General features: G+C 72.0%; 20 protein-coding genes. 14 read left to right on the top strand and 6 right to left on the bottom strand.

Annotated elements, in window-relative coordinates; all coding sequences use genetic code 11:
- Positions 1–3: 3 nt before the first annotated feature.
- A complete protein-coding gene (gene sdhC, locus ABZ441_RS05670; RefSeq protein ID WP_014154475.1) occupies positions 4–384 on the bottom strand; it encodes a succinate dehydrogenase, cytochrome b556 subunit in 381 nt (126 codons plus the stop codon).
- Between the two features lie 165 nt (positions 385–549).
- Entirely contained in the window at positions 550–1,080 is a 531-nt protein-coding gene (locus ABZ441_RS05665; protein ID WP_358968780.1) for a 2-oxo-4-hydroxy-4-carboxy-5-ureidoimidazoline decarboxylase, read from the bottom strand.
- Positions 1,081–1,481: 401 nt separating this feature from the next.
- On the opposite strand from ABZ441_RS05665, the gene ABZ441_RS05660 reads away from it, so the two are divergent.
- The 6 genes from ABZ441_RS05660 (at position 1,482) to ABZ441_RS05635 (ending at position 7,970) form a co-directional block, all read left to right on the top strand.
- Complete coding sequence (locus tag ABZ441_RS05660; RefSeq protein ID WP_358968778.1) at positions 1,482–3,068, top strand: family 20 glycosylhydrolase; 1,587 nt, start codon at positions 1,482–1,484, stop codon at positions 3,066–3,068.
- A 163-nt stretch (positions 3,069–3,231) separates the two neighbouring features.
- The gene (locus ABZ441_RS05655) at positions 3,232–3,738 is read left to right on the top strand and encodes a hypothetical protein (RefSeq protein ID WP_358968777.1); all 507 of its coding nucleotides are present in this window, start codon (positions 3,232–3,234) and stop codon (positions 3,736–3,738) included.
- Positions 3,739–3,866: 128 nt separating this feature from the next.
- Positions 3,867–4,457 (top strand): hypothetical protein, encoded by a 591-nt coding sequence (locus ABZ441_RS05650; protein ID WP_358968775.1) that lies wholly within the window; start codon positions 3,867–3,869, stop codon positions 4,455–4,457.
- Positions 4,458–4,898: 441 nt separating this feature from the next.
- Entirely contained in the window at positions 4,899–5,681 is a 783-nt protein-coding gene (locus ABZ441_RS05645; RefSeq protein WP_358968774.1) for a TetR-like C-terminal domain-containing protein, read from the top strand.
- 532 nt (positions 5,682–6,213) lie between these two features.
- Entirely contained in the window at positions 6,214–6,897 is a 684-nt protein-coding gene (locus ABZ441_RS05640; protein ID WP_358968825.1) for an RNA polymerase sigma factor, read from the top strand.
- Positions 6,897–7,970, top strand: a complete 1,074-nt coding sequence (locus tag ABZ441_RS05635) for a hypothetical protein (protein ID WP_358968772.1) — start codon at positions 6,897–6,899, stop codon at positions 7,968–7,970. Before ABZ441_RS05640 ends, ABZ441_RS05635 begins: the two co-directional genes overlap by 1 nt.
- Before the next feature lie 177 nt (positions 7,971–8,147).
- On the opposite strand, the gene ABZ441_RS05630 is transcribed toward ABZ441_RS05635, so the two are convergent.
- Complete coding sequence (locus ABZ441_RS05630; protein ID WP_358968770.1) at positions 8,148–9,020, bottom strand: L,D-transpeptidase family protein; 873 nt, start codon at positions 9,018–9,020, stop codon at positions 8,148–8,150.
- A gap of 255 nt (positions 9,021–9,275) precedes the next feature.
- On the opposite strand from ABZ441_RS05630, the gene ABZ441_RS05625 reads away from it, so the two are divergent.
- The 3 genes from ABZ441_RS05625 to leuE all read left to right on the top strand — a co-directional run bounded on the left by ABZ441_RS05625 (position 9,276) and on the right by leuE (position 12,273).
- A complete protein-coding gene (locus tag ABZ441_RS05625) occupies positions 9,276–10,856 on the top strand; it encodes a methylmalonyl-CoA mutase family protein (RefSeq protein ID WP_358968768.1) in 1,581 nt (526 codons plus the stop codon).
- Between the two features lie 90 nt (positions 10,857–10,946).
- Positions 10,947–11,555, top strand: coding sequence for a Uma2 family endonuclease (locus ABZ441_RS05620; protein ID WP_358968766.1), 609 nt, complete (start codon positions 10,947–10,949; stop codon positions 11,553–11,555).
- A gap of 58 nt (positions 11,556–11,613) precedes the next feature.
- The gene (gene leuE / locus ABZ441_RS05615) at positions 11,614–12,273 is read left to right on the top strand and encodes a leucine efflux protein LeuE (RefSeq protein WP_358968762.1); all 660 of its coding nucleotides are present in this window, start codon (positions 11,614–11,616) and stop codon (positions 12,271–12,273) included.
- 12 nt (positions 12,274–12,285) lie between these two features.
- On the opposite strand, the gene ABZ441_RS05610 is transcribed toward leuE, so the two are convergent.
- Positions 12,286–12,744, bottom strand: a complete 459-nt coding sequence (locus tag ABZ441_RS05610) for a MarR family winged helix-turn-helix transcriptional regulator (protein WP_358968759.1) — start codon at positions 12,742–12,744, stop codon at positions 12,286–12,288.
- 193 nt (positions 12,745–12,937) lie between these two features.
- Between ABZ441_RS05610 and ABZ441_RS05605 the strand changes: the two genes are divergently transcribed.
- The 5 genes from ABZ441_RS05605 to ABZ441_RS05585 are packed head-to-tail and all read left to right on the top strand — an operon-like array spanning position 12,938 to position 20,121.
- Positions 12,938–13,903 carry a glycosyltransferase family 2 protein gene (locus tag ABZ441_RS05605; protein ID WP_358968757.1) on the top strand — a complete coding sequence of 322 codons (966 nt, stop codon included), beginning with the start codon at positions 12,938–12,940 and terminating at the stop codon, positions 13,901–13,903.
- A gap of 3 nt (positions 13,904–13,906) precedes the next feature.
- Positions 13,907–15,253 (top strand): polysialyltransferase family glycosyltransferase, encoded by a 1,347-nt coding sequence (locus ABZ441_RS05600; protein ID WP_358968754.1) that lies wholly within the window; start codon positions 13,907–13,909, stop codon positions 15,251–15,253.
- 58 nt (positions 15,254–15,311) lie between these two features.
- The gene (locus tag ABZ441_RS05595) at positions 15,312–16,607 is read left to right on the top strand and encodes a hypothetical protein (protein ID WP_358968751.1); all 1,296 of its coding nucleotides are present in this window, start codon (positions 15,312–15,314) and stop codon (positions 16,605–16,607) included.
- The gene (locus tag ABZ441_RS05590; protein WP_358968748.1) at positions 16,604–18,970 is read left to right on the top strand and encodes a tetratricopeptide repeat-containing glycosyltransferase family protein; all 2,367 of its coding nucleotides are present in this window, start codon (positions 16,604–16,606) and stop codon (positions 18,968–18,970) included. Before ABZ441_RS05595 ends, ABZ441_RS05590 begins: the two co-directional genes overlap by 4 nt.
- 56 nt (positions 18,971–19,026) lie before the next feature.
- The gene (locus ABZ441_RS05585) at positions 19,027–20,121 is read left to right on the top strand and encodes an acyltransferase (protein ID WP_358968745.1); all 1,095 of its coding nucleotides are present in this window, start codon (positions 19,027–19,029) and stop codon (positions 20,119–20,121) included.
- A 10-nt stretch (positions 20,122–20,131) separates the two neighbouring features.
- Here ABZ441_RS05585 and ABZ441_RS05580 read toward each other — a convergent pair whose 3' ends face one another.
- Both ABZ441_RS05580 and ABZ441_RS05575 read right to left on the bottom strand, forming a co-directional pair.
- Positions 20,132–21,463, bottom strand: a complete 1,332-nt coding sequence (locus ABZ441_RS05580) for a polysialyltransferase family glycosyltransferase (RefSeq protein ID WP_358968743.1) — start codon at positions 21,461–21,463, stop codon at positions 20,132–20,134.
- Positions 21,460–22,449, bottom strand: a complete 990-nt coding sequence (locus ABZ441_RS05575) for a glycosyltransferase family 2 protein (RefSeq protein ID WP_358968823.1) — start codon at positions 22,447–22,449, stop codon at positions 21,460–21,462. Before ABZ441_RS05575 ends, ABZ441_RS05580 begins: the two co-directional genes overlap by 4 nt.
- Positions 22,450–22,548: the final 99 nt, after the last annotated feature.

Here is a 22,548-nt window from a genome sequence, read left to right as displayed (position 1 = left end):
GCGTCAGCTCCCGAAGACTTCGCGTACGGCGTGACCGAGGACGGGGTACAGGGCCCCGACCATCAGCACGATCCAGATACCCAGGACGGTCCAGAGCATCTGCTTCTGGTAGCGCGGGCCCTTGGCCCAGAAGTCCACGGCGACGATCCGGAGACCGTTCAGCGCGTGGAAGAGGATTGCGGCCACCAGGCCGTACTCGAGGAGCGCGACGAGCGGGGTCTTGTAGGTGGCCACGACGTCGTCGTACGCCTCGGGGGAGACACGCACGAGAGCGGTGTCCAGGACGTGTACGAACAGGAAGAAGAAAATGAGGACACCGGTGACTCGATGAGCCACCCAGGACCACATGCCTTCCCGGCCGCGGTACAGCGTTCCAGCCGGCACGGAAGAACCCTCCGGGAGCGGGGATTGGGGCCGCCGGCTTGACTGTCGGTCTGACCCGGCCGGGTACGGTCCACCGGCCCTGGCCATCGTAGCGACGCTTTGTCGGTTCCATGGCGGCGGGGGCTCCGGTGTGATCAAAGCGGCAGTCAAACTGGCACGGACGGGCTACCGGGGGTCATATGCCACCGGGGGGAACGCCCCTGGCGCCAGGCCCGCCTCCGTCACCAGGTCGATGATGCGGCCCCGGGCGAGTCGGCGCATCTCCTCCGCGGTCAGGGACCGCTCCTCGTCCGGTTCGTGCGCCAGACGGGTGCGGATGGCGGCCAGGACCTGGTCGACGTGCTGCGATGCGTGCAGGCCGTCGAGGCAGATCACGAAGGCGTGGCCGAACCGGCTCTCGTACGCGGCGTGCGCGGCGCGCAGCGCCAGATGGGCGGCGCGGGGCGCGTCGTGGTGCAGACCTGGGGCGTACTCCGCGGCAAGCGCCTCGGTGAGATCGGCGGGCGCGAGGTCGTAGCCTGCCTCGTCGGACGCGGCCAGCAGCGTGTCCAGGTCGGGGTAGGGGCGGTGAGCGGCCATCCGGTGCGCCCAGCGGCGGCTGCCGCAGCACTCCAGCAGAGCGGCTTCGGCCGCCTCGCGGGGCCACGTGTTGAAGCGTGCCAGCCCGCTCGAGTGGGCATTCGGGCGGGTGCTCACGGACACTGGTTGCGGAACGGGGACGCCCACCGGGGCCGCCCGAAGCGTCGGGGCGGCGCCCCCGTACTGGACGGGTACGGCCGTCCGCACGGCCTGCTGCGGTGGTTTCGGCAGGTCGGCGTGGGGCTCGCTGGGCCTGGACAGCGGAACTCCTCGAATGAATGACATCTGTGACCCTGGAGAGGGATCTGAGAGCCGCGAGGTTGCGCGGGGCGGGAGTGAGGACTGTTTCCTGTGTTCCATCACGCTAGCGAGACGGAACTGCGCGCAAGCGAAGGATGCGCGAAATTCACCCGCACGGGAGAGTTTCGGAACGCTTGATGGACGAAAAACCGGGGGAAATGCCCGGCTTTCTCATCTTCTTTGAATTGTTTCTCCCCCGATCCGGAGGTTTCTGACCGATGTCGCCCTCACGTGCACCTCTGGTGGCCGGCGCCGCCGTCGCGGTGGCAGCCGCCGTCACCCTCACCGTCGTGGTCTGGCCCGAGGACTCCGGCCCCGGCGCGGGGAACGGCGCGTCGGCGTCGTCCCGCACCTCCGCCTCACCCTCGCCCAGCCGGAGCTACCCCCTGTCCACGACGCCGCGGACGATACCCGCCGTCCGGGAGCACACCGCCGCACGCGGGCCCGGCTGGAAGCCCGCCAAGGACAGCACCGTCGTCGTCGCCGACCCCGGGCTCGCCGACGAGGCGAAGCTGCTCGCGAAGGAACTGAAGATCGGTTACCGGGGCGAGAAGTCCCCCCGGTCCGGTGACGTCGAACTGGCGATCGCGGCCCAGGGCAAGGGCGACCCGGAGTCGTACACCCTGAAGACGGAGAACAACCGGGTCACGATCAGCGGCCCCGGCCAGGCGGGAGTCTTCTACGGGACCCGGACCCTCAAGCAGTCGCTGAACGCCGACGACACCGTGCCCGAGGGCGTCGTGCGCGACACCCCCGACCGGCCCCAGCGGGGCCTCAACCTCGACATAGCCCGCAAGCACTACTCCGCGGACTGGATCGAGGACCGGCTGCGCGAGATGGGCGACCTCAAGCTCAACCAGCTGGGTCTGCACTTCTCCGACGACCAGGCCTTCCGGATCGAGTCCGACTCGCACCCCGAGGTGGTCTCCGAGGAGCACCTCACCAAGGCCGAGGTACGCCGGATCCTCGAGCTCGCCCAGAGCCTCCACATCACGGTGGTCGGCGAGATCGACTCCCCGGGACACCTCGGCGCCGTCCTGCGCGCGCACCCCGACCTCCAGCTGCGCAACACGCAGGGCGTGGCCAGGCAGGGCGCGATCGACATCTCGCAGCCGGAGTCGGCCAAGATCGTCGACGACCTGCTGAAGGAGTACGCGGAGCTCTTCCCCGGCGACTGGTTCCACGTCGGGGCGGACGAGTACCAGGCGCTCACGGTCAGCAGCCCACAGGCCTCCTATCCGCAGCTCGCCGCGGCCGCGCGGGAGAAGTACGGTGCCGGCGCCACCGTCCAGGACCTCACGGAGGGCTGGCTGAACGATCGCGCCGCGGTCATCCGCAAGGCGGAGAAGATCCCCAAGGCGTGGAACGACGGCTTCTTCAGCGGCGGGCAGGTCACCGCACACAAGGGCATCGAGGTCGAGTACTGGACGGGCAAGGAGATCGGCGCCCGGCCGCCCCAGGAGTATCTGGCCGAGGGCCGCAAGGTGGTCAACCTCAACGACGAGTTCCTCTATTACGTGCTCGGCGAGCCCAACGACTTCGTCTATCCGACCGGCGAGCGGATCTACGAGCAGTGGACCCCGTTCGTCCTGCGCGGCACCGAGCCGGTGGCCGAGCGCTACTCGAAGCAGATCCTGGGCGGCCGGTTCGCGGTCTGGGGCGACCTGCCGAACGCGCAGACACAGGCCCAGGTCGCCGAAGGGATCCGGATGCCGCTCAACGCGGTCTCCCAGAAACTGTGGGACCCGCGGGAGCCGAAACTGACCTGGGCACAGTTCCAGCAGCTGGCGGACGAGACCCGCTGAACCCTTCCCGGGCCCGCCTCTGGCCCGGAACTGCCGCGCGTCCCTTGGGGAGGGGCGCGCGGCAGTTCCCCGTCGGGAGGGGGCCGGGGTTGACCCGTTCTCGCGCTTCCCGCGGCGCCGGGGAGGGAAGAATGGCAGCCCGGACCGCGGGGGGAGCACGGCGTTGGGTTTCTGGGGCTGTTATCTGGTCGGCCGCAGCGGCGAGCCGCTCATCGGCCACCCCGCGCTGAGGAACTCGCGTGAGCGGCTGACGCTGCGGGAGTACCGCGCCGACGGCTGGCAGGTCTGGTCCCATCCCACAAAACCCCCGCTCGGCAGCATGACCGCTCTGTCGGACGCCGCAAGGGCTCCGGTCCTCCTCGGCTTCGTCATGGACGGTGCCTGTGTGGCCGTGGAGGCGGCGGCTCCGCACAGCGGGTCCTGGTACGCCTGCCTGGGCAGGGCGCCGATGGCCGCACTCCTCGACCGGGACGGCGCGACGGTCGAGGACCTCTTCCTGCCGCCCGAGGACGCGGCGGCCCGAGCCGTCCGCTGGGCGGCCGAAACCGGCCAGGACGTCCGGGAGGGACCCCTGCTGGAACTGCTGCGGATCGAGTGGCCTGAGCAGTCAGCCGAGGAATTATTCTTCGCTTTTCTGGACCGACTGGGCGTCGAGAGCCTGTCCGGCTGAGTCGTGCTGTGATCTCTCGTGCCGGGAGGGTGACGCTTTTCAGCCATCTGGCGCTGTATGCGGTAAGCGGTGACGGGAGCGGTGTGCTCCGGGGACCGATGGGCCGATATGCCGATGGGGTGGCGTCGATGAGCCTGCTGGAGCTGATCGCTCGTGCCGACGGGAGAGGTCTGGCGGCGAGCGCGGTGGCCTGTCTGGACCGCTGTCTTCCGCCGCCTGACGACAAGAGCGATCCGGAGCCGCTGCGCCCGCTCTGGCCGGGCTGCGAGAGCGGCGCCGAGTGGGCCGCCCGGCTCGACGCCGTGCACGCGGCGCTGGAGGGTGCCGCCGGGACGAACGCCACCGCGGCCCGTGTCCGTACGCTGCTCGGCGGTGCGCCCAGGGACTTCGCGGCCGGTCCGCTGCGCGCGTGGGCGGAGGCCTGCTCGCTCCTCGCGCTGGACGTCCACCGGGAGTTCGACGTCCCGGCCGCCGTCGGTACGACGGCGTCCCTGCGCAGCCGGAACGGTGAGGCAGAGGGCGCGGGTCCGCTCGTCACGGGAGAACTGCTGCGGCAGGCCGAGATCCTGGAGACCCTCGCCGGCGGTGCCGGCCCCGCGGGTGGCGGAGCCGGCCTGCGGCGGGTCATGGATCTGTCGACCGAGGGCCGCCGGGTGCTGCGCGCGGTCATGTCCCGCCGCGCTCGCGGCCGTGGCAGGGCCGACGACGCGAACCCGTAGGGGATGACGGGAAGAGGGGGACGACGACCGGGGCCGTCACCCCTGGCCGCACCGGGCCGTCATGGCGTTCCGACCTGAAGCTTCGCAACCTGCTGCGGGTCCTCCACTCCTGCCCGTATCCAGGTGTTTCTGTTCGTTCCTGGGCGCTCTTGGTCACGCGTCGGTCATGTGGCCGGGCTTCCAGCCACGACCAACCGGCCGCCTCTCGCTTCCGAGCCCGGCCGGGCGGCCGTTCCACCCTCGCCCGGACACTCTGCCGACCCCTCCGGCGGAACGAACCGGTCAGGCGTCAGCACCACGTCAGCGCACTGTGCTTGTCTGGCATCGGCCGGTGTGCCCCCGCAGTGCGTCGATCGTGCCGAACCAGGCGCGGCGGCCATGCCGGATCGAACGCGAGGGCCACGCGCCGGCACGGACAGATGACGAGAGAGGAGCCGCCGGATGGACGTCACCGACCCTTCGGGCACGACTGCCGAGTACGAAGACACGGTCTCGGCAGACGCGGGAACCCCGCGCGACGCGGGGTTCGCGGATGTGAGCGCGGCGATGCGAGAGGCAGCGGTGGGAAGACTGCCGTTGCGTCGCGGAGTTGATCTCGACCTGGAGAGTCTGGCCCGGGAAGCGGGTGTGGACCCGGGTGATGCCCGCAAGGCGTATCCCGGTGAGTGGGACCTGCTGACCGATCTCGTCCTGAGCGCGTACAACGCGATGGGTGACGCCGCCGAGCGGCAGTCGAGCGGTCCCGCCGATGCCGTCGGCTCCGCTTCCGCCCTCTCGGGGAGCTACCTGGCCCGGTGGGTCGAGATCTGCCTGAACGTCCGGCGGTGGGCCCTTGACCACCCTGACGAGTACGCGCTGATCTGGGCAGCCCCGGTGCCCGGTTACAGCGCTCCCCCCGAGACGATGGCGGCGGGTGCGCGGACGGTCCTGGCTCTGCTGGCGACACTGCATCAGGCGAAGGAGGCCGGGGTTCTCGCCTCCCACGCCGAGGATCCGGCACTGTCGCAGGGCATGCGCCGGAATGTGGAGCCGCTGACGGCAGGTCTGCTCGCGGGACTGCCGGACCCCGTGGTCACGCGGATGCTCACTGCCTGGACCCAACTGCACGGCATGCTCGGATTCGAGGCGTACGGGCACATCGCCGGTGTCGCCGCCGATCCGGAAGCGTTCTTCGTCCACGCGGCGACAGCCATGGGCGTGCACGTGGGACTGCCTCGTTCCTGAACCCCGCCACCCACGCCGTCTGCCTGCGCGTCGGTCACGCAGGAGGTCCCGGCGTGGCCGCGGCGCGGAGAGGCGAATTCCTGAAGGGCGACCGGGGCCGCCACTCCTGGCCGGACAGAGCCGTAGGGGGCCTCTGTCCGGCCAGGAGTTCTGTTGTTGTGGCAGAGGTCGAGGCCGGCCCTCCTTCGCGCCGTCGGCCCGGAGCGCGCGCCGCGCCGGGCACGCGCCGGTCGTTCAGGCGTCCCGATGCCCACGTTTTTGCCAGTTCAGGAGGGGGAGAGGGGGGCGACGGCCGGGGCCGCCACCCCCCACAGGAGAGGCCCCGGCCGTCTTCCACGGGGCCGCAGAGCGACCCCGTACTCATGTCAGCGCCGCGGGTGCGTTTTCTGTCACACCGCGGTGCGTCAGGAAACAGTTGCAGGTTGTACAAGTCATGGACGGGGCGCAGTCCGACCACGTAGCGTGCTGAGTCGCGCAGAGTGGCGCAGCAGTGGTGACCAGCTACGACGGATCAGCGGGACGGGTTGAGGGAGTGCTGGGGGACGACGCGGAGCTGACCGCCGCGGTGCTCGCGGCACAGGACGGGGACGAGGACGCCTTCCGGACTGTGTACCGCGCCGTGCACCCACGGCTGCTGGGCTACATACGGACGCTGGTCGGTGAACCGGACTCCGAGGACGTGGCGTCCGAGTCCTGGCTGCAGATCGCGCGTGACCTCGACCGGTTCAGCGGGGACGCCGACCGCTTCCGCGGCTGGGCGGCCCGCATAGCGCGCAACCGCTCGCTCGACCACATACGGATGCGGGGCAGGCGCCCCGCGATCGGCGGCGACGAGACCGAACTGGCCGACGAGGCAGCCGAGTCCGACACGGCGGGAGAGGCTCTGGAGTCGCTGGCCACCGGGCGGGCCATGTCCCTCATCGCGCAACTTCCCCAGGACCAGGCCGAGGCGGTCGTGCTCCGCGTGGTGATCGGACTCGACGCGAAGAGCGCGGCCCGGACCCTGGGCAAGCGCCCCGGCGCGGTGCGCACCGCCGCCCACCGGGGGCTGAAGAGGCTGGCGGAGCTGGTCGGCGCCGACCAGAGCCCGGAGGGCGGCATTCCGGCGATCGCCGCGGAGCTCGGCGCAGTACCCCCGCAACGCCCCGGCCGTCAGGACGCCGTGACGCCCGCCGGTGTGACGCATTCGCGTCCTTGGACGCAGAAGGACATGTGATGGCCGACGAGCAGCACGAGTGGCTTGACGCGGACGCGGCGGAGCTGTTGCTCCGTGGCGAGTCCGTCGAGACCGTCGACGATCACGCGAGGACCGAGGCCCGCCGGCTGGAGGCCGCCCTGCTCGCGCTGCGGGCCCCGCGCCCGTCCGGTGACGAACTGCCCGGCGAGGCGGCCGTGCTCGCAGCCTTCCGCGAGACGTCCCGGGGCGCGAGGCGGGCAGGCGCGGTCAGCCGGGGTGGCCAGGCCGAGCAGCAGGACGCGCTGCACGCCGTACGGATCGGAACGGAACACACGGCCCCGCGCCGGCGTCCGCGCTGGACCCGTCCGGTGCGCTACGGCCTCGCCGTCTCGCTCGCCGGGTGCGCACTCGGCGGGGTGGCGGTCGCAGGGGGCACCGGAATCCTCCCCGCACCGTTCGGCGGCGTCGGCTCGCCGGCCCCGGCGTCCTCCGTCTCGGCCGCCGCGTCTCCCGAAGAGCTGGACGCCGAGGTGCCCGACACCGGTGCACCCTCGCCGGCGCCCTCCGCCACGCCCGGTCCGCCCAGTCCGCCGACGGCCTCGGACGTGCCGGACACCGGGCCCGAGGGGAGCGGCGGGCCTACCGAGCAGGACGGCGGCGGCGCCACGGAATCCGAGGACGGCGACAAAGAGACCGGCACCGGCGGCGCCCAGGATGGCACGGAGGGGCGCGAGGTTCCCGAACGCTCGGCGGCCGAGGTGTACAAGAGATCGGTCAAGGCCTGCCTCGCCTACCGCAAGGACGCCCTGAGCCAGAAGGACGAGCGCCGGCTCCTCGAACTGGCGGACGGCGAGGAAAACCTGGACCGCTTCTGCGACCGCCTTCTGGATCCCCAGGGCCGCAGTGGCGACAGCGGCGGTGACGGCCCGGGCGGCGACCGGGGCCTCGGCGGTGAGAGCGGGGCGGACGGCGGGGGCTCCACTCCCTCGGTCGTCTTCCGTACGCCGTCCGCGGTGGGCACACGGTCCGGCGGGCCGCAGGCCGGCGCGGCCCCGCAGCCGACGGCAGCACCCACGAACTCCTCGTCCGACCGCTTCCCCACAATGCGCTGACCTGCGTCGACGCATCAGCTGTAACGTTCTTCCACGGCTCGACGCAGTAGTGAGTGCCGACTGGTCATCGGCAGCGCAATGGAGCCGGGGTTCCCCCCGTACCTTCGGCTCAGCGCATCCGGCGCGGGCGGGACACGTTCCCCCGGTCCCGCCCGCGCCTCCGCTCCGGCTGGATCCCTACCAGTGGATGACGACCTTGTCGCCGTTCTCCACCTGGGCGAAGAGTGAAGCGATCTTCCCCTCGTCCCGCACGTTCACGCAGCCGTGCGAGGCACCGTTGTAACCGCGCGCGGCGAAGTCCGACGAGTAGTGCACGGCCTGGCCGCCGCTGAAGAACATTGCGTACGGCATGGGGGAGTCGTAGAGCGTCGACACGTGGTGGCGGGACTTCCAGTACACCGAGAAGGTCCCCTCACGGGTGGGCGTGTACTGCGAGCCGAAGCGCACATCCATCGACGAGACGACGCGGCCGTCGATCATCCAGGACAGGGTGCGGCTGTTCTTGCTGATGCACAGCACCCGTCCCTCCAGACAGCGGGCGTCGGGCTTCGCGGCCGCCGGTCCGGGGGCCGGCGGGTCGAGTTCCCTCGCCGTCGGCTTCCGCGTCATCGCGAGCAGCCGTTCCCAGGTCACCGTGTCGGTCCGCCCCGTGCGGGACAGGCCCCGCTTGCCCTGGAAGGACTGCACGGAGGCGACGGTCACTGTGCCGTAGTACCCCGTGGGGCTGCGGTCGAAGTGGCCGATCTGGCGCAGTCGCGCCTGGAGCTCCCGGACGCGCTCGCTCCGGTCCCCGACGGACATCAGGGTGCTGGGCCGCGGGGAGGGGCGCGCACTCGGCGTCCGCGAGGGGGTGGCCGAGGGGCTCGGCGGGCCGCTGCCCGGCTTGGCGTCGTCCGTGGGGCTCGGGGACGCCGTCGTCGGGAGGGCGGTCGGCTCCGCCGCGCCGACCGTCTCCACCTTGCAGCCCGCCGACAGCAGGGCCAGCGCGAGGACGCCGACGACCGCCGGGCCCGCCCTGCGCGCGCCGTTCTTCGTGCGTGTCCGTCTCATCCCGGCCCCCTGGCTCGCCCGTCGCCGCCCTGCCGCACGAGACCCCTCGCGCGACACGGATAACCCATGGGACGGATTCCCACCCTGCCCGGTTGCCCAATCCTGCGCATGATGAGGGGCACGTGTCCGGGCAGGCCTTCGGGCACGTGCTGTGAGGAAGGTCCCAGCGCGGGGACCCCGCTGGTCGTGGCGTCGCCGATAGTGTCCGTCGCGAGATTTGTTACCGATAAGTAGCTTGAGTGGGAGGCACAGCAGATGACGCGAGAGTCCGAGTCGGGACTGCCCATCGAGCCGGTGTACGGGCCTGAGGCGCTCGACGGCTGGCGCGCCGAGGAGAAGCTGGGCGACCCGGGCGCCTTCCCTTTCACGCGTGGTGTCTATCCCACGATGTACACGGGCCGGCCGTGGACGATGCGGCAGTACGCGGGCTTCGGCACCGCCACCGAGTCCAACGCCCGTTACAAGCAGCTGATCGCCAACGGCACGGCGGGCCTGTCCGTCGCGTTCGACCTGCCCACCCAGATGGGGCACGACTCGGACGCCCCCATCGCCTCCGGCGAGGTCGGCAAGGTCGGCGTGGCGATCGACTCGATCGACGACATGCGCGTGCTCTTCGACGGGATCCCGCTGGACGAGGTCTCCACCTCGATGACCATCAACGCCCCCGCGTCGCTCCTCCTCCTGCTCTACCAACTGGTCGCCGAGGAGCAGGGGGTGCCCGCGGACCGGCTGACGGGCACGATCCAGAACGACGTGCTCAAGGAGTACATCGCCCGGGGCACGTACATCTTCCCGCCCAAGCCCTCGCTGCGGCTGATCGCCGACATCTTCAAGTACTGCCGGGCCGAGATCCCGAAGTGGAACACGATCTCGATCTCCGGCTACCACATGGCCGAGGCGGGCGCCTCGCCCGCGCAGGAGATCGCGTTCACCCTCGCGGACGGCATCGAGTACGTCCGCACCGCCGTCGCGGCCGGCATGGACGTGGACGACTTCGCCCCGCGGCTCTCCTTCTTCTTCGTCGCCCGCACGACGATCCTCGAGGAGGTCGCCAAGTTCCGTGCCGCGCGCAGGATCTGGGCGCGGGTGATGCGGGAGGAGTTCGGGGCGGAGAACCCCAAGTCCCTGATGCTCCGCTTCCACACCCAGACCGCCGGGGTGCAGCTCACCGCACAACAGCCCGAGGTCAATCTCGTCCGGGTCGCCGTGCAGGGCCTGGGCGCGGTCCTCGGCGGCACGCAGTCGCTGCACACCAACTCCTTCGACGAGGCCATCGCCCTGCCGACGGACAAGTCGGCCCGCCTGGCGCTGCGCACGCAGCAGGTCCTGGCGTACGAGACGGACGTGACGGCGACGGTGGACCCCTTCGCGGGGTCGTACGTCGTCGAGCGGATGACCGACGACGTCGAGGCCGCGGCCCTGGAGCTGATGGGCAAGGTCGAGGACATGGGGGGCGCGGTCGACGCCATCGAACGCGGCTTCCAGAAGGGCGAGATCGAGCGCAGCGCGTACCGGATCGCCCAGGAGACGGACAGCGGCGAGCGCGTCGTCGTCGGCGTCAACCGCTACCGCCTCGACGACGAGGAGCCGTACGAGCCGCTCCGCGTCGACCCGGCGATCGAGGCCCAGCAGGCGGCCCGCCTGGCGAAGCTGCGTGCCGAGCGCGACCAGGCGGTGGTGGACGCGGCGCTGACGGAGTTGAAGGAGGCGGCCGGGGGCACGGCCAACGTGCTCTACCCGATGAAGGACGCGCTCAGGGCGCGGGCGACGGTGGGTGAGGTCTGCAACGCGCTGCGGGAGGTCTGGGGCGCGTACGTCCCGACGGACGCGTTCTGACGGACCGGGCTCCCCTCGCGGGTGATCTCCCGCCGATCGGCCGCATCCGTGGATAGGCTCGTGAACAGTGGTCTCCGAAAGGAGGATGCCGTGGCTGTGACACAGCACGAGGAGCAGGTGACGACAGTGCAGTCCGAGCTGACGATCGGCGAGGCGGCCGAACAGGCCGCACGCTCGCTGCCTGGGCATCGCGTGGAGATTCTCCAGGGGAGGCTCACTGTGACACCACCGGCCGACGTCGCGCACGCATTGGCGCTGTCCTGGCTCGGCGAGGAATTCGGAGCCAGGGCGCGCAAGGTCGGGCTGAGACTGGTCCAGGCGGTCGGACTCTGGCTGCCCACCGGTCCGGACGATTACGCGATCCCCGATCTGTCGGTCGTCGAGGCCGACATCCGCGACGCCCATGTCATGAAGAGCTGCTACGCCCCGCACGTTTTCCGCCTCGTCCTGGAGGTGACCTCGACCAACTGGGCGGACGATCTCGGCCCCAAGGTCGAGGACTACGCGCAGGCGGGCATCCCGGTCTACGTCGTCGCGGACCGCAAGCACGACCAGGTCCTGGTCTGCACCGATCCGCGCGGTGGCGAGTACAGGAACAGGACGCCCCACAAGAGGGGGACGTTCTTCACCGTGCCGGAGGTGGTCGGCCTGGAGATGGAGCTCTCCGTGGACCGTCTGCTGGGCGGCGACGAGGACTGATCCGCCGCATTCCGGACGGCTGGACGGAGTGGGCGTACCCGCGTGCGACACTCCGTTCATGCTAGGTGTCACCGACCTCCCGACCTATCTCGCCGGCCTGGTGCTGATCATTCTCCTGCCCGGACCCAATTCGCTGTACGTGCTATCCGTCGCCGCCAGGCGCGGGGTGCGTACGGGCTATGCGGCCGCCGCCGGGGTGTGGACCGGGGACACGGTCCTGATGACGCTGTCGGCGCTGGGCGCCGCCTCCCTGCTGCAGACGACGCCGCTGCTGTTCGCCGTCGTCAAGTACGCGGGCGCGGCGTATCTGACCTGGCTCGCGATCGGGATGATGCGGACCGCCGTGTCGATGTGGCGTGAACGGCACCAGCGGGCCGCCGAGCTGACGGAGGGGAGCGCCGCCCCGGCGGCGGGCGTCGAGCACCCCTACCGGCGGGCCCTCGTGGTGAGTCTGATCAATCCGAAGGCCATCCTGTTCCTGATCTCCTTCTTCGTGCAGTTCGTCGACCCCGGTTACGCCTATCCGGCCCTCTCCTTCCTGCTGTTGGGCACGCTGCTGCAGATCGGCAGCTTCCTCTACCTCTCGGCACTCATATTCGGCGGCACCCGCCTGGCCACCGCCTTCCGCCGCCGCAAGCGGCTGTCGGCGGGGGCCACCTCGCTTGCGGGTGTGCTGTTCCTCGGGTTCGCGGCGAAGCTGTCGCTCAGCGGGGTCTGAACCCGGCGGGGGTCAGTGGTGCCATGCCGTGCCGCCCACGTTGTGGATCATCCGCTGGAGCACCTTGAGGGCGGCGACGAACTCCTCGTCCGGGATGCCGGAGTGGATCTCCGCACTCGCCCTGCTGACCCTTTCGAACGCCTTGGCGCGCAGCGCGTGTCCTTCAGGGGTCAGCCGGAGTCGGGCGGTGGGGTCCTGGGTGACCAGGCCCCGGTCGATGAGGGTGTCGATCTCGGGCTCCAGCGAGTCGCCGACGTTCAGGTAGCCGCGGAGCATCGCGACCACCTCGGCGCGCGGACGGCCCTTCTCGTCCGCGTCGGTGAGCTGGCTGAGGACCCACCAGGGGGGCTGGGTCAGGCCGTCTTCGGCCAGTGCGGCCCGGATGTGGGTCACGGTCGCGTCGTGGGCGGCCCAGCTCCAGTAGCCGATGGGCTGCCGTGCCAGTCCTGCGTCGTCATGTGAGTAGTCCATGCCCTGGACCGTAGAACCTCAAGCAAGGTTGAGGTCAAGGGCCGTGCAAGGACCCTGGCACGGCCCTGCGGCACGCCCCGGCGCGGGTCACCTCGACGACGCCCAGAGTTCACCGTTCGTCGGGCCGGACGACACCCGCCCCTCCACCCGCGTCACTAGCGTGTGCGGACCAAGATCGAAGGCGAGGGCCCGCGTGCCGAAACTGTCCGTTGTCGTTCCGCTCCACAATGTCGGCCCCTTCGCCGACACGACGCTGGGCAGTCTTGCCCGTAACGCGGGCCCGGACATCGAGTTCCTGCTGGTCGACGACTGCTCCACGGACGAGACGCCGGCCGTCATCGACCGCTGGGCCGACAGACTTCCGCACGCCGAGGTCATCCGGCACGAGAAGAACGTGGGCATCTCCGCGGCCCGCAACAGCGGCATCGACGCGGCCCGGGGTGACTTCGTCACCTTCCTCGACGGGGACGACTGGTACGCCCCGGGGTACCTGAGCCGGCTTCTGCACGCCGCCGCAGCACTGGACTGCGACTTCGCCCGCACCGACCACGTCCAGGCCACGGGCACCAGCCGGGTCGTGCGGCGTGCGCCCGCCCGGCTCCGTGACACGGCCCTGGACCCGCGCGAGGGCATCGCCGCTCCCGAGTGGGAGACGATGGTCGACTACCCCTTCGTGTGGGCGGGTGTCTACCACCGGCGGCTCTTCGAGGACGGCGGCCACCGTTTCGACGCCCGGCTGCGCACCGCCGAGGACCGGCTGTGGATCTGGCAGCTGCACCTGCGGGCCCGCACCTACGCGGCGCTGAACCTGTACGGCATCTTCTACCGGCGCGGTGTCACCACGTCCCTGACGCAGATCAAGGACTCCCGCCAGCTGGACTTCTTCCCCGCCTACGACACGCTCGTCGACGAGATCCGCGAGGACCCGGACGCGGACCTCCTCCTCCCCAAGGCGGTCCGCACCTACTGCGCGATGATCGCCTTCCACAACGAGAAGACGGACGCCTACGAGCCCGCCACCCTCCGGCGCCTGCGCCACGAGTCGGCAGCCGCGCTGCACCGCATGCCGCAGCAGGTGCTCGACCGGACCCTGACGATGATGGACACCAGGCGCAGCACACTGCTCAACCGCCTGCGTGACAAGCAGAAGGCCGCCTGACCCATGCCCTCACGCACCCAGATCTTCCAGGTGTCGACCCTGTACGGGGCGGCCACACTCGCTGCGGCGCTGGACGCCGGACAGTTCGGTCCCGGACAGGACAGCCACCGCGTCCTGCTCGTCTCCAACAACGCGGCGATCCCCGAGACCGCCCTCCGGCTGGAGGAGATGCGGGGCTACGGGGACATCGCCGCCCGCTTCGACTCCGTCGTCGACTGGAACGACGCCATCAGCCCGCAGCACCCGAGCGGCTGGGGCCCGCGCGCCGAGGAGACCGAGCTCTGGCAGCGCGCCTTCCGTCTCGCCTGGGGCCTCGACCCCGACGGCCCCGTCGACCTCGCCGTCGAATCCATCCAGGTCAACCCTGCCCGCGCGCTGGCCGCGATCTTCTCCGAGAGCGCCGTGCACGTCTACGCGGACGGTCTGATGAGCTACGGCCCGACCCGCAACAAGGTGCCCAGGTCCATCGCCTGCCGCATCCAGCGGGTGCTCCACCTCGATCTCGTACCGGGACTGCGCCCGCTTCTCCTCGCCGAGTCCGGCGTAGAGCCCGAGCTCGTACCGAACGACGCCTTCCGTAAGGTCCTCGGCGAGATAGCGGGGGCGGCGGCCGGCGACCGGCGGCTCGCGGAGGCCGAGGCCGAGGCGCCCACGGCGGTGCTCCTGGGCCAGTACCTCGCCGCCCTGAACATTCTCACGGCGCAGGAGGAGGAGGACCTGCACCTGCGCATGCTGCGCGGCGCGGCGCGGGCCGGTCACACCTCCGTCCTCTTCAAGCCCCACCCCACCGCGCCGGCCCGCTACTCCAGGGCGCTGGACGACGCGGCCGCCGCGCTCGGGGTGCGACTGACCACGCTGGACGGTCCGCTGCTCGCCGAGACCCTCTACGAGCGGTGCGCGCCCACGCTCGTCGTCGGCTGCTTCTCGACCGCGATGTTCACCGCAGCCGCCTACTACGGCATCCCCGTCGCCAGGGTCGGCACCCGTCTCGTCCTGGACCGCATCACCCCGTACGAGAACAGCAACCGCATCCCGCTCACGATCGTCGACCACCTCGTGCCCGACCTGGACGAGCAGACAGGCGAGCCCGTGCCGGAACTGCCGTCCGAGGCGCCGGAGACCCTCGCACCGCTCGTCCGGACGGTCGGCTACTGCATGCAGTCCGGGCTCCACCCCACGCTGCGCGCAGAGGCCGAGTCCTGGCTGCGGGACCACCTCGACAACAGCACGCAGTACTACTTCAAGCGGCGTCGCCTGCAGAAGCTCACCCTGCCCGGCGGAGGCCCGCGCGGAGCGGCGATCCGGCTGCGCCGCACCGTACGGCGCACCCGCAGCAGCCTGGGCCTCTGACCCCGAAGCCGGGGCATGCGCCCCGGCCGTCCACTGATGACAGAACGGCGGAACGACCATGGGCCAGACCTTCACCGGACTGCTCAGGGCAGTGCGCGCGAGAACCGGGCAGGGCGGTGGCGGCACGGCGAGGCCGGAGCCCACGGCCGCCCTGCGCCTCTGCGGCGGCTACCTCGCGGGCCTGGCAGCGGGCGGTCCCATGAGCGACGCCCGGCAGACCCGGCTGGTCTCGGCCATCGGCGGTCTCACCAGCGCCTGCGGGACCGACGGGGACGAGCTGTTCGACGCCCTGCTCCGTACCGGGCAGCGCGCGCTGGAGGCCGGCGGGGAGACGGAGACACGCCTCGCGCTGGACATCGCGGACGAGGCCACCGGGCTGCGCCCCAGGTCCAAGGGTGCCTGGCGGCTGCGCGGGAGCGCGCTGGACGCGCTGGGCCGCCGTGACGAGGCGGTGCTGGCCTACGAACGGCATCTGACGCTCCAGCAGAACCCGGCGGCGGCCGAGGACGTCGCGCGCCGGATCGCGACCCTGAAGGACCTCAACGCCTGCCTGCACGAGGCCGCCGGGCTGCTGCCCGACGAGGACGGCACCCGTCTGAGGGCCCTGCACAACGCCCCCGCCGGGCAGGCCCGTACCGCCTTCGCCGAGGTCGTGCGCCGGCGCACCGCCGAGGGCGGCGGCCTGGCCGACCCGGCCGTACGCCGCCTCACCACCCTGTACGCCGCCCACCGCCGGCTGCTGGACCGGGACAGGATGGCCGACCCGCTGCTCGGAGGCGCGGAGCCGGTCGGGGTCACCGGCCTGCGCCGTCTGGTCGCGGGCCGCTCCGTCTGTCTGGTCGCCGCGGCGCCCCGGATCGCCGACGAGGAGCGGGACCCGGACAGCCCGCTCGGCCGGCTGATCGACGGATACGACCTGGTGGTGCGCTGCGACGCCCTCCCCTCCGCCGCCCGGCGAACCGACCTGCACGCGCTCACACTGCGGGGGGACACCCCGTGGACCGGCCCTGCCTGGGACCGCCGGGCCGGCACCCGGATGGTCTTCGGCGACCCGCTGCCGCACTGGCGCCGCTCGCTGCGCGCCCGCCTGGTCGCCGGCGCGCAGGACCACGTCGCAGACGCCACGCTGCGGCACCCCCTGGACGATCCGGCACTGCTCGGCGAGGACGGCTGGGGCCCGCGGACCGGCACCGCGTTCACCGTGCTCCGGCTGCTGGACTTCCTGGACGCCGCCGACCGCCTGGACCTCATCGGCTTCGGGCTCCCGGGGCAGCTGCTGCCGCGCGAGCGGCAGTGGGTCACGGCCCGCGCGACACACGAGGACGAAACCGAGATGAGGACCGCGCTCCGATGAACAGCCCCGCCGAGCCCACCGACGGCAGACGCACCCCGCCCGCCGGGGCGGGGACGTCCCCCGAGCCCGCCCGGCCCGACGCCGACGACCGGCGCGCCGTCACCGGCAAGCGCAGGATCGCCTTCGCCGCATACGCCGACGAGGACCGCATGCCCGGCCTCCTGGTGCTGCTGCGCAGTCTCGCCCTGACCAACCCGGCCGTCTGCGAGGACTTCCTCGTCCTGCACCCCGGGCTGCCCGACTCCGCGTTCGACGCCGCCCGCCGGCTGCACCCGCGCCTCGTGCCGCGCACCGCGCAGAGCCGCCTCGACGTCTTCCGGGAGACCGGTTACGACACCGTCGTCGCCCTCGGCCCCGGCATGGTCGTACTCGGCCCCCTCCTGCCGCTGCTGACGCTGCGCACCGGAGTGGCCGCCGTGCCGCAGCCGGGGACCGGCGGCGAACGGACCGTGCGGGACGAAGGGCTGCTGGTAATCCAGCGCCGGGACGTGGCGGACGCCGCGCCGGACCTGTCGGCCGGGGGCGGCGGGGCCGCGGTGGACCGTGCGCTGACGGAGGCCGGGCTCCTCGAACCCCTCGCCTCCCCGTACGACTTCCCGGCCGGGCGGCTGTACGACGACATGCCGGTACCCGAGAGCACCGTCGTCCTGCACTTCGGCGAGGGATCCACCCCCTCCGCCCCGGCGCGCGAGGCGCGCGAACGGTACGAGCTGGACGAGGCGGCGTTCCGCGCCGCCTACTGCGCCCTGCCGGGTCCCAAACACCCCGAACTGCTCCTGCACTGCGCCCTGCCGTTCCCCGAGGGCGGGCGTGCGCCGGTGGACCTGGTCCGTCAGGTCGCCGAGGTGTACCGGCAGCAGGGCCGCTACGACGAGGCCGTCACCCTGCTGACCGCAGCCGTCGCCGACCGGCCCGACCTGCCGCGCTGCCACGAGACGCTGGGCATCAGCCTGATGGCCCTGTCCCGCCACGAGGAGGCCGAGGCCCACCTCCTCCTGGCCACCGTGTCACCGGACTTCGCCGCCCGCGCCTACGGCCAGCTCGCCCGGCTCGCCTGGCTGCTGGGCCGCGACGAGGACGCGCACGCCTACGCGCGGGAAGGCCTCGACGCCGACCCCGCCGACGCCAACTGCCACGCGTGGTACGTCCGTACCCGCCCGGGCCCTCCGGCGGCCGGCCCGGCACCCGCGGGCGAACAGCTCGCCCATGTCGCCCTGTTCGCCGACGGTCAGGAGAACGCGGGCGACAAGGTGCTCCCCGAAGCCGTACGGATGTGCTTCGGACCCGACACCGGACCCGCCCGCTGGCACGAGCGGTCCGTGCACCGGCTGGTCGACGAGCCCGGCCTGGAGGAACTGAACGCCCGGCGCGGCATCGTCGTCGGCGGTGGCGGGCTGTTCCTGCCGGACACCGCGCCCAACAGCAACAGCGGCTGGCAGTGGAACATCCCCGACGACGTCCTGGCCCGGATCACCGCGCCGCTCGCCGTCTTCGCGGTCGGCTACAACGTCTTCGACGGCCAGCGCTACCGCCGGGAGCGGTTCGCCGCGAGCCTGCGTGCCCTGGTCGAGAAGTCGGCCTTCTTCGGGCTGCGCAACCAGGGTTCCGTGGACCGGGTCAGGGAACTCCTGCCGGCGGAGCTGCGGGACCGGGTGCGCTACCAGCCCTGCCCCACGACGGTGGCCCGCCACCTCGACCCCGGCCCGGACGACGATGCGGTCCGGGACGACACCGTGCTGGTCAACTGTGCCTACGACCGTGCGGGTCTGCGCTTCGGTCACGACTACGGCCACTTCCTGGCCGAGACGGCCGCCGCCGTACGCGCCGTCGGTGAGCGCGCCGAGGTCCGTTACGCGGCCCACATGCCGGCCGACGAGAAGTTCGTCCACGACCTTCGCCGGGAGCACGGCATCGCCCTCCCGGTGGAGCCGCTCTACCTCTTCTCCAACGACCGCATCCGGGAGCTCTACCGGCGTACGCGCCTGGTGATCGGCATGCGCGGGCACGCGGGAATGATCCCCTTCGGCTGCGGTACGCCGATCATCAGCCTGGTCTCGCACCCCAAGCTCGCCTACTTCCTCTCCGACATCGACCGCCCCGACTGGGGTGTCTCCGTCCACGACCGCTCGCTGGGCGCCCGTCTCGCCGAGCGCGCGGCGGCCGTCCTGGACGACCACCGGGCGGCCGTCGCCGATGTGCACGGCCGGCAGGAGCACCTGTGGTCGGTCACCCGTGCCAACCTCGCGGAACTCCGTGACCTCTTCGGGCTGCCGGACCCGTTCCCCGGCGGACCGCGTGTCCCCGGCCCCCGGACCGCCGGGGCGGCACGGGGCCTTCACCTGCCGGACACCCGGACGAAGTGACTGTTCACCCGAGCGGAGTTCACCCGCGGCCCCCGCGTTCGTAGCCTGCGATGACCATGCCTTCCTCTGTCTCCCAGGCCGGCTCACCTGCCCCCGCGCAGTCCCCGCAGCCCGCCCCCGAACCCCGCCCGCACCGCGAACACCGGTACGACATCGATCTGATCCGGCTGCTCTGCTCGGTCGGGGTGATCCTCTGCCACACGGGGTCGGCCTTCGTGAACACCGCGGGCCGCGAGGCCGCGAACGGTCCCGGCACCTACTGGGCGGGCCTGGTCGCGGACTCCGCGGGCCGTTTCGCCGTCCCGCTGTTCTTCGCCATCGCCGGATGGGTCGTCCTCGTCGGCGCCCCGGTCCGGGACGGCCGGCGGCTGTGGCAGCGGATCGTACGGATCGTGGTGCCGCTCGCCGTGTGGACGGTGCTCTACGTGGCATGGGGAAGGCTGCGCGGCACCAACGACGCGCCGGCCGGCGAGCTGACGCTCGACGCGGTCTTCGCCTCGGTCCGCCCGGCCTACCACCTCTGGTACCTGTACGCCTACATCCCCGTGATCCTGCTCCTGGCCTTCGCCGCCCTGGTGAAGTCCGGCAAGCGGCCCTGGGGCCTCGGCGTCGCCCTCCTCGCGCTGGGGGCCGCTCCGACCCTGTTCGGCGACCTGGCCCGGGTCACGGACCTGGACCTGCCGCGCTTCGGGTGGGGCTTCGGCCCGTATCAGCTGATCTACGCGGTCCTCGGCGCCCTGGTGCTCGCGCTGCCCGCCGGCACGTTCGGGCGGCGGAGCCTGTGGTGGCTGCTCCCGGCCCTCGTCTGCCTGGCCGCGGTCATCACGTACCAGCACGAGGTGCACTACGCGATCCCCTACGCGAGCGTCCTGGTGGCCCTGTTCAGCACCGGCGTGCTGCTCTCGATGCACCGCCTGCGCGTCCCGGAGCGCCTGCGCCCGGCCCTGACCCGGCTGGCCGGCGCCTCGTTCGGCGCGTACATGATCCATGTGCTGGTGCTGGGCGTCCTCACCGACGCCTGGGTGGACGCCGACCTCACCCTGCCGGTGGCGGCGGCCCTGGCTCTCGCCGTCACCGCCGCCACGACGGCCGTCTCCTTCGGCGCGGCGCTCCTCTGGACCCGCCTCGGTCTGACCCGGCTCCTGGGCTGAGACCCGGTGGTCAGCGCCGCTTGAGGGCGCGGGCGCGGAGGGCCAGCCGGCGCAGTGTCGTGTTCCGCCGGACGAAGGCGAGGCGTGCGGGGACGACGCCGGGGAGTGCCAGTGAGCCGAGTCGGCGGCGCTTGAAGTAGCGCCAGGTCCGGGCGTTCAGATGGGCGGAGAGGTAGCGCTCGGCGGCCGGGCGCAGGTCCGGGCGGACGCGTGGCTGCATGGCGAAGGCGACCGCGGGCAGCAGCCCGCCGAGGGCCTCGGCCACCGACGCCTCGGTCAGGGGCGGCCGGCCCGACACGGCATCGGGTTCGGCCAGGTCGGGCAGCAGGGCGTCGACGATCGTGACCGGGATCCTCGCCGGGTTCTCGTACGGGGTGAGGCGCTCCAGCAGGGTGCCGGTCCCGGTCCTGGCCACCGGCAGACCGTAGGACGAGGCCGCGGTGAGCAGCGCCGCCGAGCAGGAGCCGACGACGAGGGCGGGGCGCAGCAGCTCGTAGAGCACCTCGGCCGGGACCGGTACGCCCGGGTCCGGCACCGTCAGCTCGACGCCGAGGCGTCCGGCCTCGGCCCGCAGGGCCGCCACGGACGGCGTGGGCCCGCCGGGGTGGGGCCGGACGACGAGATGGGTGTGGCCGAGTGCCGCCGTGCCCCGGATCATCCGCAGGTGGAGCTCCGCCTCCTCAGCGGCGGGAAGCAGTCCCGGCTCGGGGAGGAGCAGGACCGCGGCCCCCTGCGGAGCCCCGACATCCGGTGCGCGGTCAGCCAGTTCACCGAAGACCCGTCGCAGGGCCTCGGCGGCCAGCGGCCGGGGTACGGCGTCGAACTCGCCCAGCAGCAGGGGCTTCAGGCCGGGGAGCAGGTCGGGGTGGAGCACCTGCCGGACACGGGTCCCGATCAGCGGTGGGATCTTGGCCCCGGTCGGGCCGTAGGCGGTCAGGCCGTCCGCGTACACGGTCACCGGCCCGCCGGTGAAGACCTGGGCGACCGCCCGGGCGGGGGCGGTGTGCGGTGACTCCAGAACCAGTTCGACCTCCTCGTCCCCGAGGTCCCACGCGCGTCGCAGGTGGCGTTCCCACAGGGGCACGTCGTCGGCGCGGGGCGTCCAGGCGCCCGGGTGCAGGGGGAAGACGGCGTCGTTCCACGAGCGCACCTCGTCGAAGCGGGCGCGCAGCCGGTCGAATCCGGGCGCTGCGCCGACGGGGGCCGCGGCCTCGGGGGCCTCCGCGGTCTCGCAGAGCAGCAGGACGCGGCGGCCGGAGGCCCCGAAGCAGCCGGAGTCGAGGGCCGCGGCGAGCATCGCCGTGCCGTGGAGGCCGGAGGCGACGAAGATCTGGGTGGTCACGCGGCAGTCGCTCCCTCGGTGGTGGTGGAGCGGCGGCGCAGCCTGCGCAGCACGGTCGCCCGTTCGGTGTCCATGGAGTCCAGGACGTCGTCGAGCAGTCGCTGGGGCATGCGTGCGAGTGCCGCCGCGGCGAGTGATCTCAGGGTGCGGGCGACCGGCGGTTCGAATTTCCCGATGGACGTGACGTGGTGGGAAATGACGGCGCAGTACGTCCGCACCGCTTTCGGCATCAAGGTGTCCGCGTCGCGGTCCGCCGCGGTTTCGGACAGCACCTGGTCGTAGGCCCTGATGAAATCCAGCTGGCGTTCGTCGCCGATCTGGGTGAGGGACGAAGCGACACCCCGCCGGTAGAAATGGCCCAGCGTTCCCAGGACCGCGAAGGATTCCGCCTCCCGGTGCAGGCGCCAGATCCACGGCCGGTCCTCCGCGGTGCGCAGACCGTCGGTGAAATGCAGCAGCCCCCGGTCCAGCAGGCTCCGGTGGTAGAGCCCCGCCCAGGCGAACGCGTAGTCCACCGATGTCGTCCGGCCGGCGGGCAGGATCGCGTTCCGGGGGTCGCCCACGACGTCCCGCAGGCCGTGCGGGACGCGGCGCACCGTGCGGGACGTGCCGGTGACCTGGACGTGGTCCGTGCGCACGAACGCGCAGCCCAGGGCCTCGGTCCGGGCGAGCAGCCGCGCGTAGTGGCCCGGTGCGAGCCAGTCGTCGCCGTCCAGGAAGGCGATGTACTGGCCGCGGGCGGCGTCCAGACCGGTGTTGCGGGCCGTGGCCAGGCCGGCGTTGCGCTCGTGTCTGCGCAGGACCGCCCCCTCGACGCCGCCCACGGCCCGGCGAAGGAGATCCGCCGTCCCGTCGGTCGAGCAGTCGTCGACGAGGATGAATTCGAAGTCCTCACGGGCATTGGACCGCAGGCTTTGGAGGGTGTCGGACGCGTATGCCTGGACGTTGTAGAACGGCACGATGACGGAGAGCTTAACCACCCGCATCACGTTAGGGCCGGGCCCGGCCTTCACCCTGACCCCCGCCCGTACGGAAAGTGAACGACGTGCGGCAGGAAAGTGAACCAGCCCGGATTCACTGCCGAT

Origin of the sequence: Streptomyces sp. NPDC005752 (assembly GCF_040630715.1) — a bacterium.
Taxonomy (GTDB): Bacteria; Actinomycetota; Actinomycetes; order Streptomycetales; family Streptomycetaceae; genus Streptomyces.
Note: the sequence above shows the minus strand (reverse complement) of the source record. Positions and strands in the feature narration are given on the sequence as shown.

Coding starts and splice junctions, on each gene's coding strand:
- ABZ441_RS05660 (WP_358968778.1), top strand. CDS start 1,482: ATGTCGCCCTCACGTGCACCTCTGGTGGCCGGCGCCGCCGTCGCGGTG.
- ABZ441_RS05650 (WP_358968775.1), top strand. CDS start 3,867: ATGAGCCTGCTGGAGCTGATCGCTCGTGCCGACGGGAGAGGTCTGGCG.
- ABZ441_RS05645 (WP_358968774.1), top strand. CDS start 4,899: ATGGACGTCACCGACCCTTCGGGCACGACTGCCGAGTACGAAGACACG.
- ABZ441_RS05635 (WP_358968772.1), top strand. CDS start 6,897: ATGGCCGACGAGCAGCACGAGTGGCTTGACGCGGACGCGGCGGAGCTG.
- ABZ441_RS05630 (WP_358968770.1), bottom strand. CDS start 9,020: ATGAGACGGACACGCACGAAGAACGGCGCGCGCAGGGCGGGCCCGGCG.
- ABZ441_RS05625 (WP_358968768.1), top strand. CDS start 9,276: ATGACGCGAGAGTCCGAGTCGGGACTGCCCATCGAGCCGGTGTACGGG.
- leuE (WP_358968762.1), top strand. CDS start 11,614: ATGCTAGGTGTCACCGACCTCCCGACCTATCTCGCCGGCCTGGTGCTG.
- ABZ441_RS05610 (WP_358968759.1), bottom strand. CDS start 12,744: ATGGACTACTCACATGACGACGCAGGACTGGCACGGCAGCCCATCGGC.
- ABZ441_RS05600 (WP_358968754.1), top strand. CDS start 13,907: ATGCCCTCACGCACCCAGATCTTCCAGGTGTCGACCCTGTACGGGGCG.
- ABZ441_RS05595 (WP_358968751.1), top strand. CDS start 15,312: ATGGGCCAGACCTTCACCGGACTGCTCAGGGCAGTGCGCGCGAGAACC.
- ABZ441_RS05590 (WP_358968748.1), top strand. CDS start 16,604: ATGAACAGCCCCGCCGAGCCCACCGACGGCAGACGCACCCCGCCCGCC.
- ABZ441_RS05585 (WP_358968745.1), top strand. CDS start 19,027: ATGCCTTCCTCTGTCTCCCAGGCCGGCTCACCTGCCCCCGCGCAGTCC.
- ABZ441_RS05575 (WP_358968823.1), bottom strand. CDS start 22,449: ATGCGGGTGGTTAAGCTCTCCGTCATCGTGCCGTTCTACAACGTCCAG.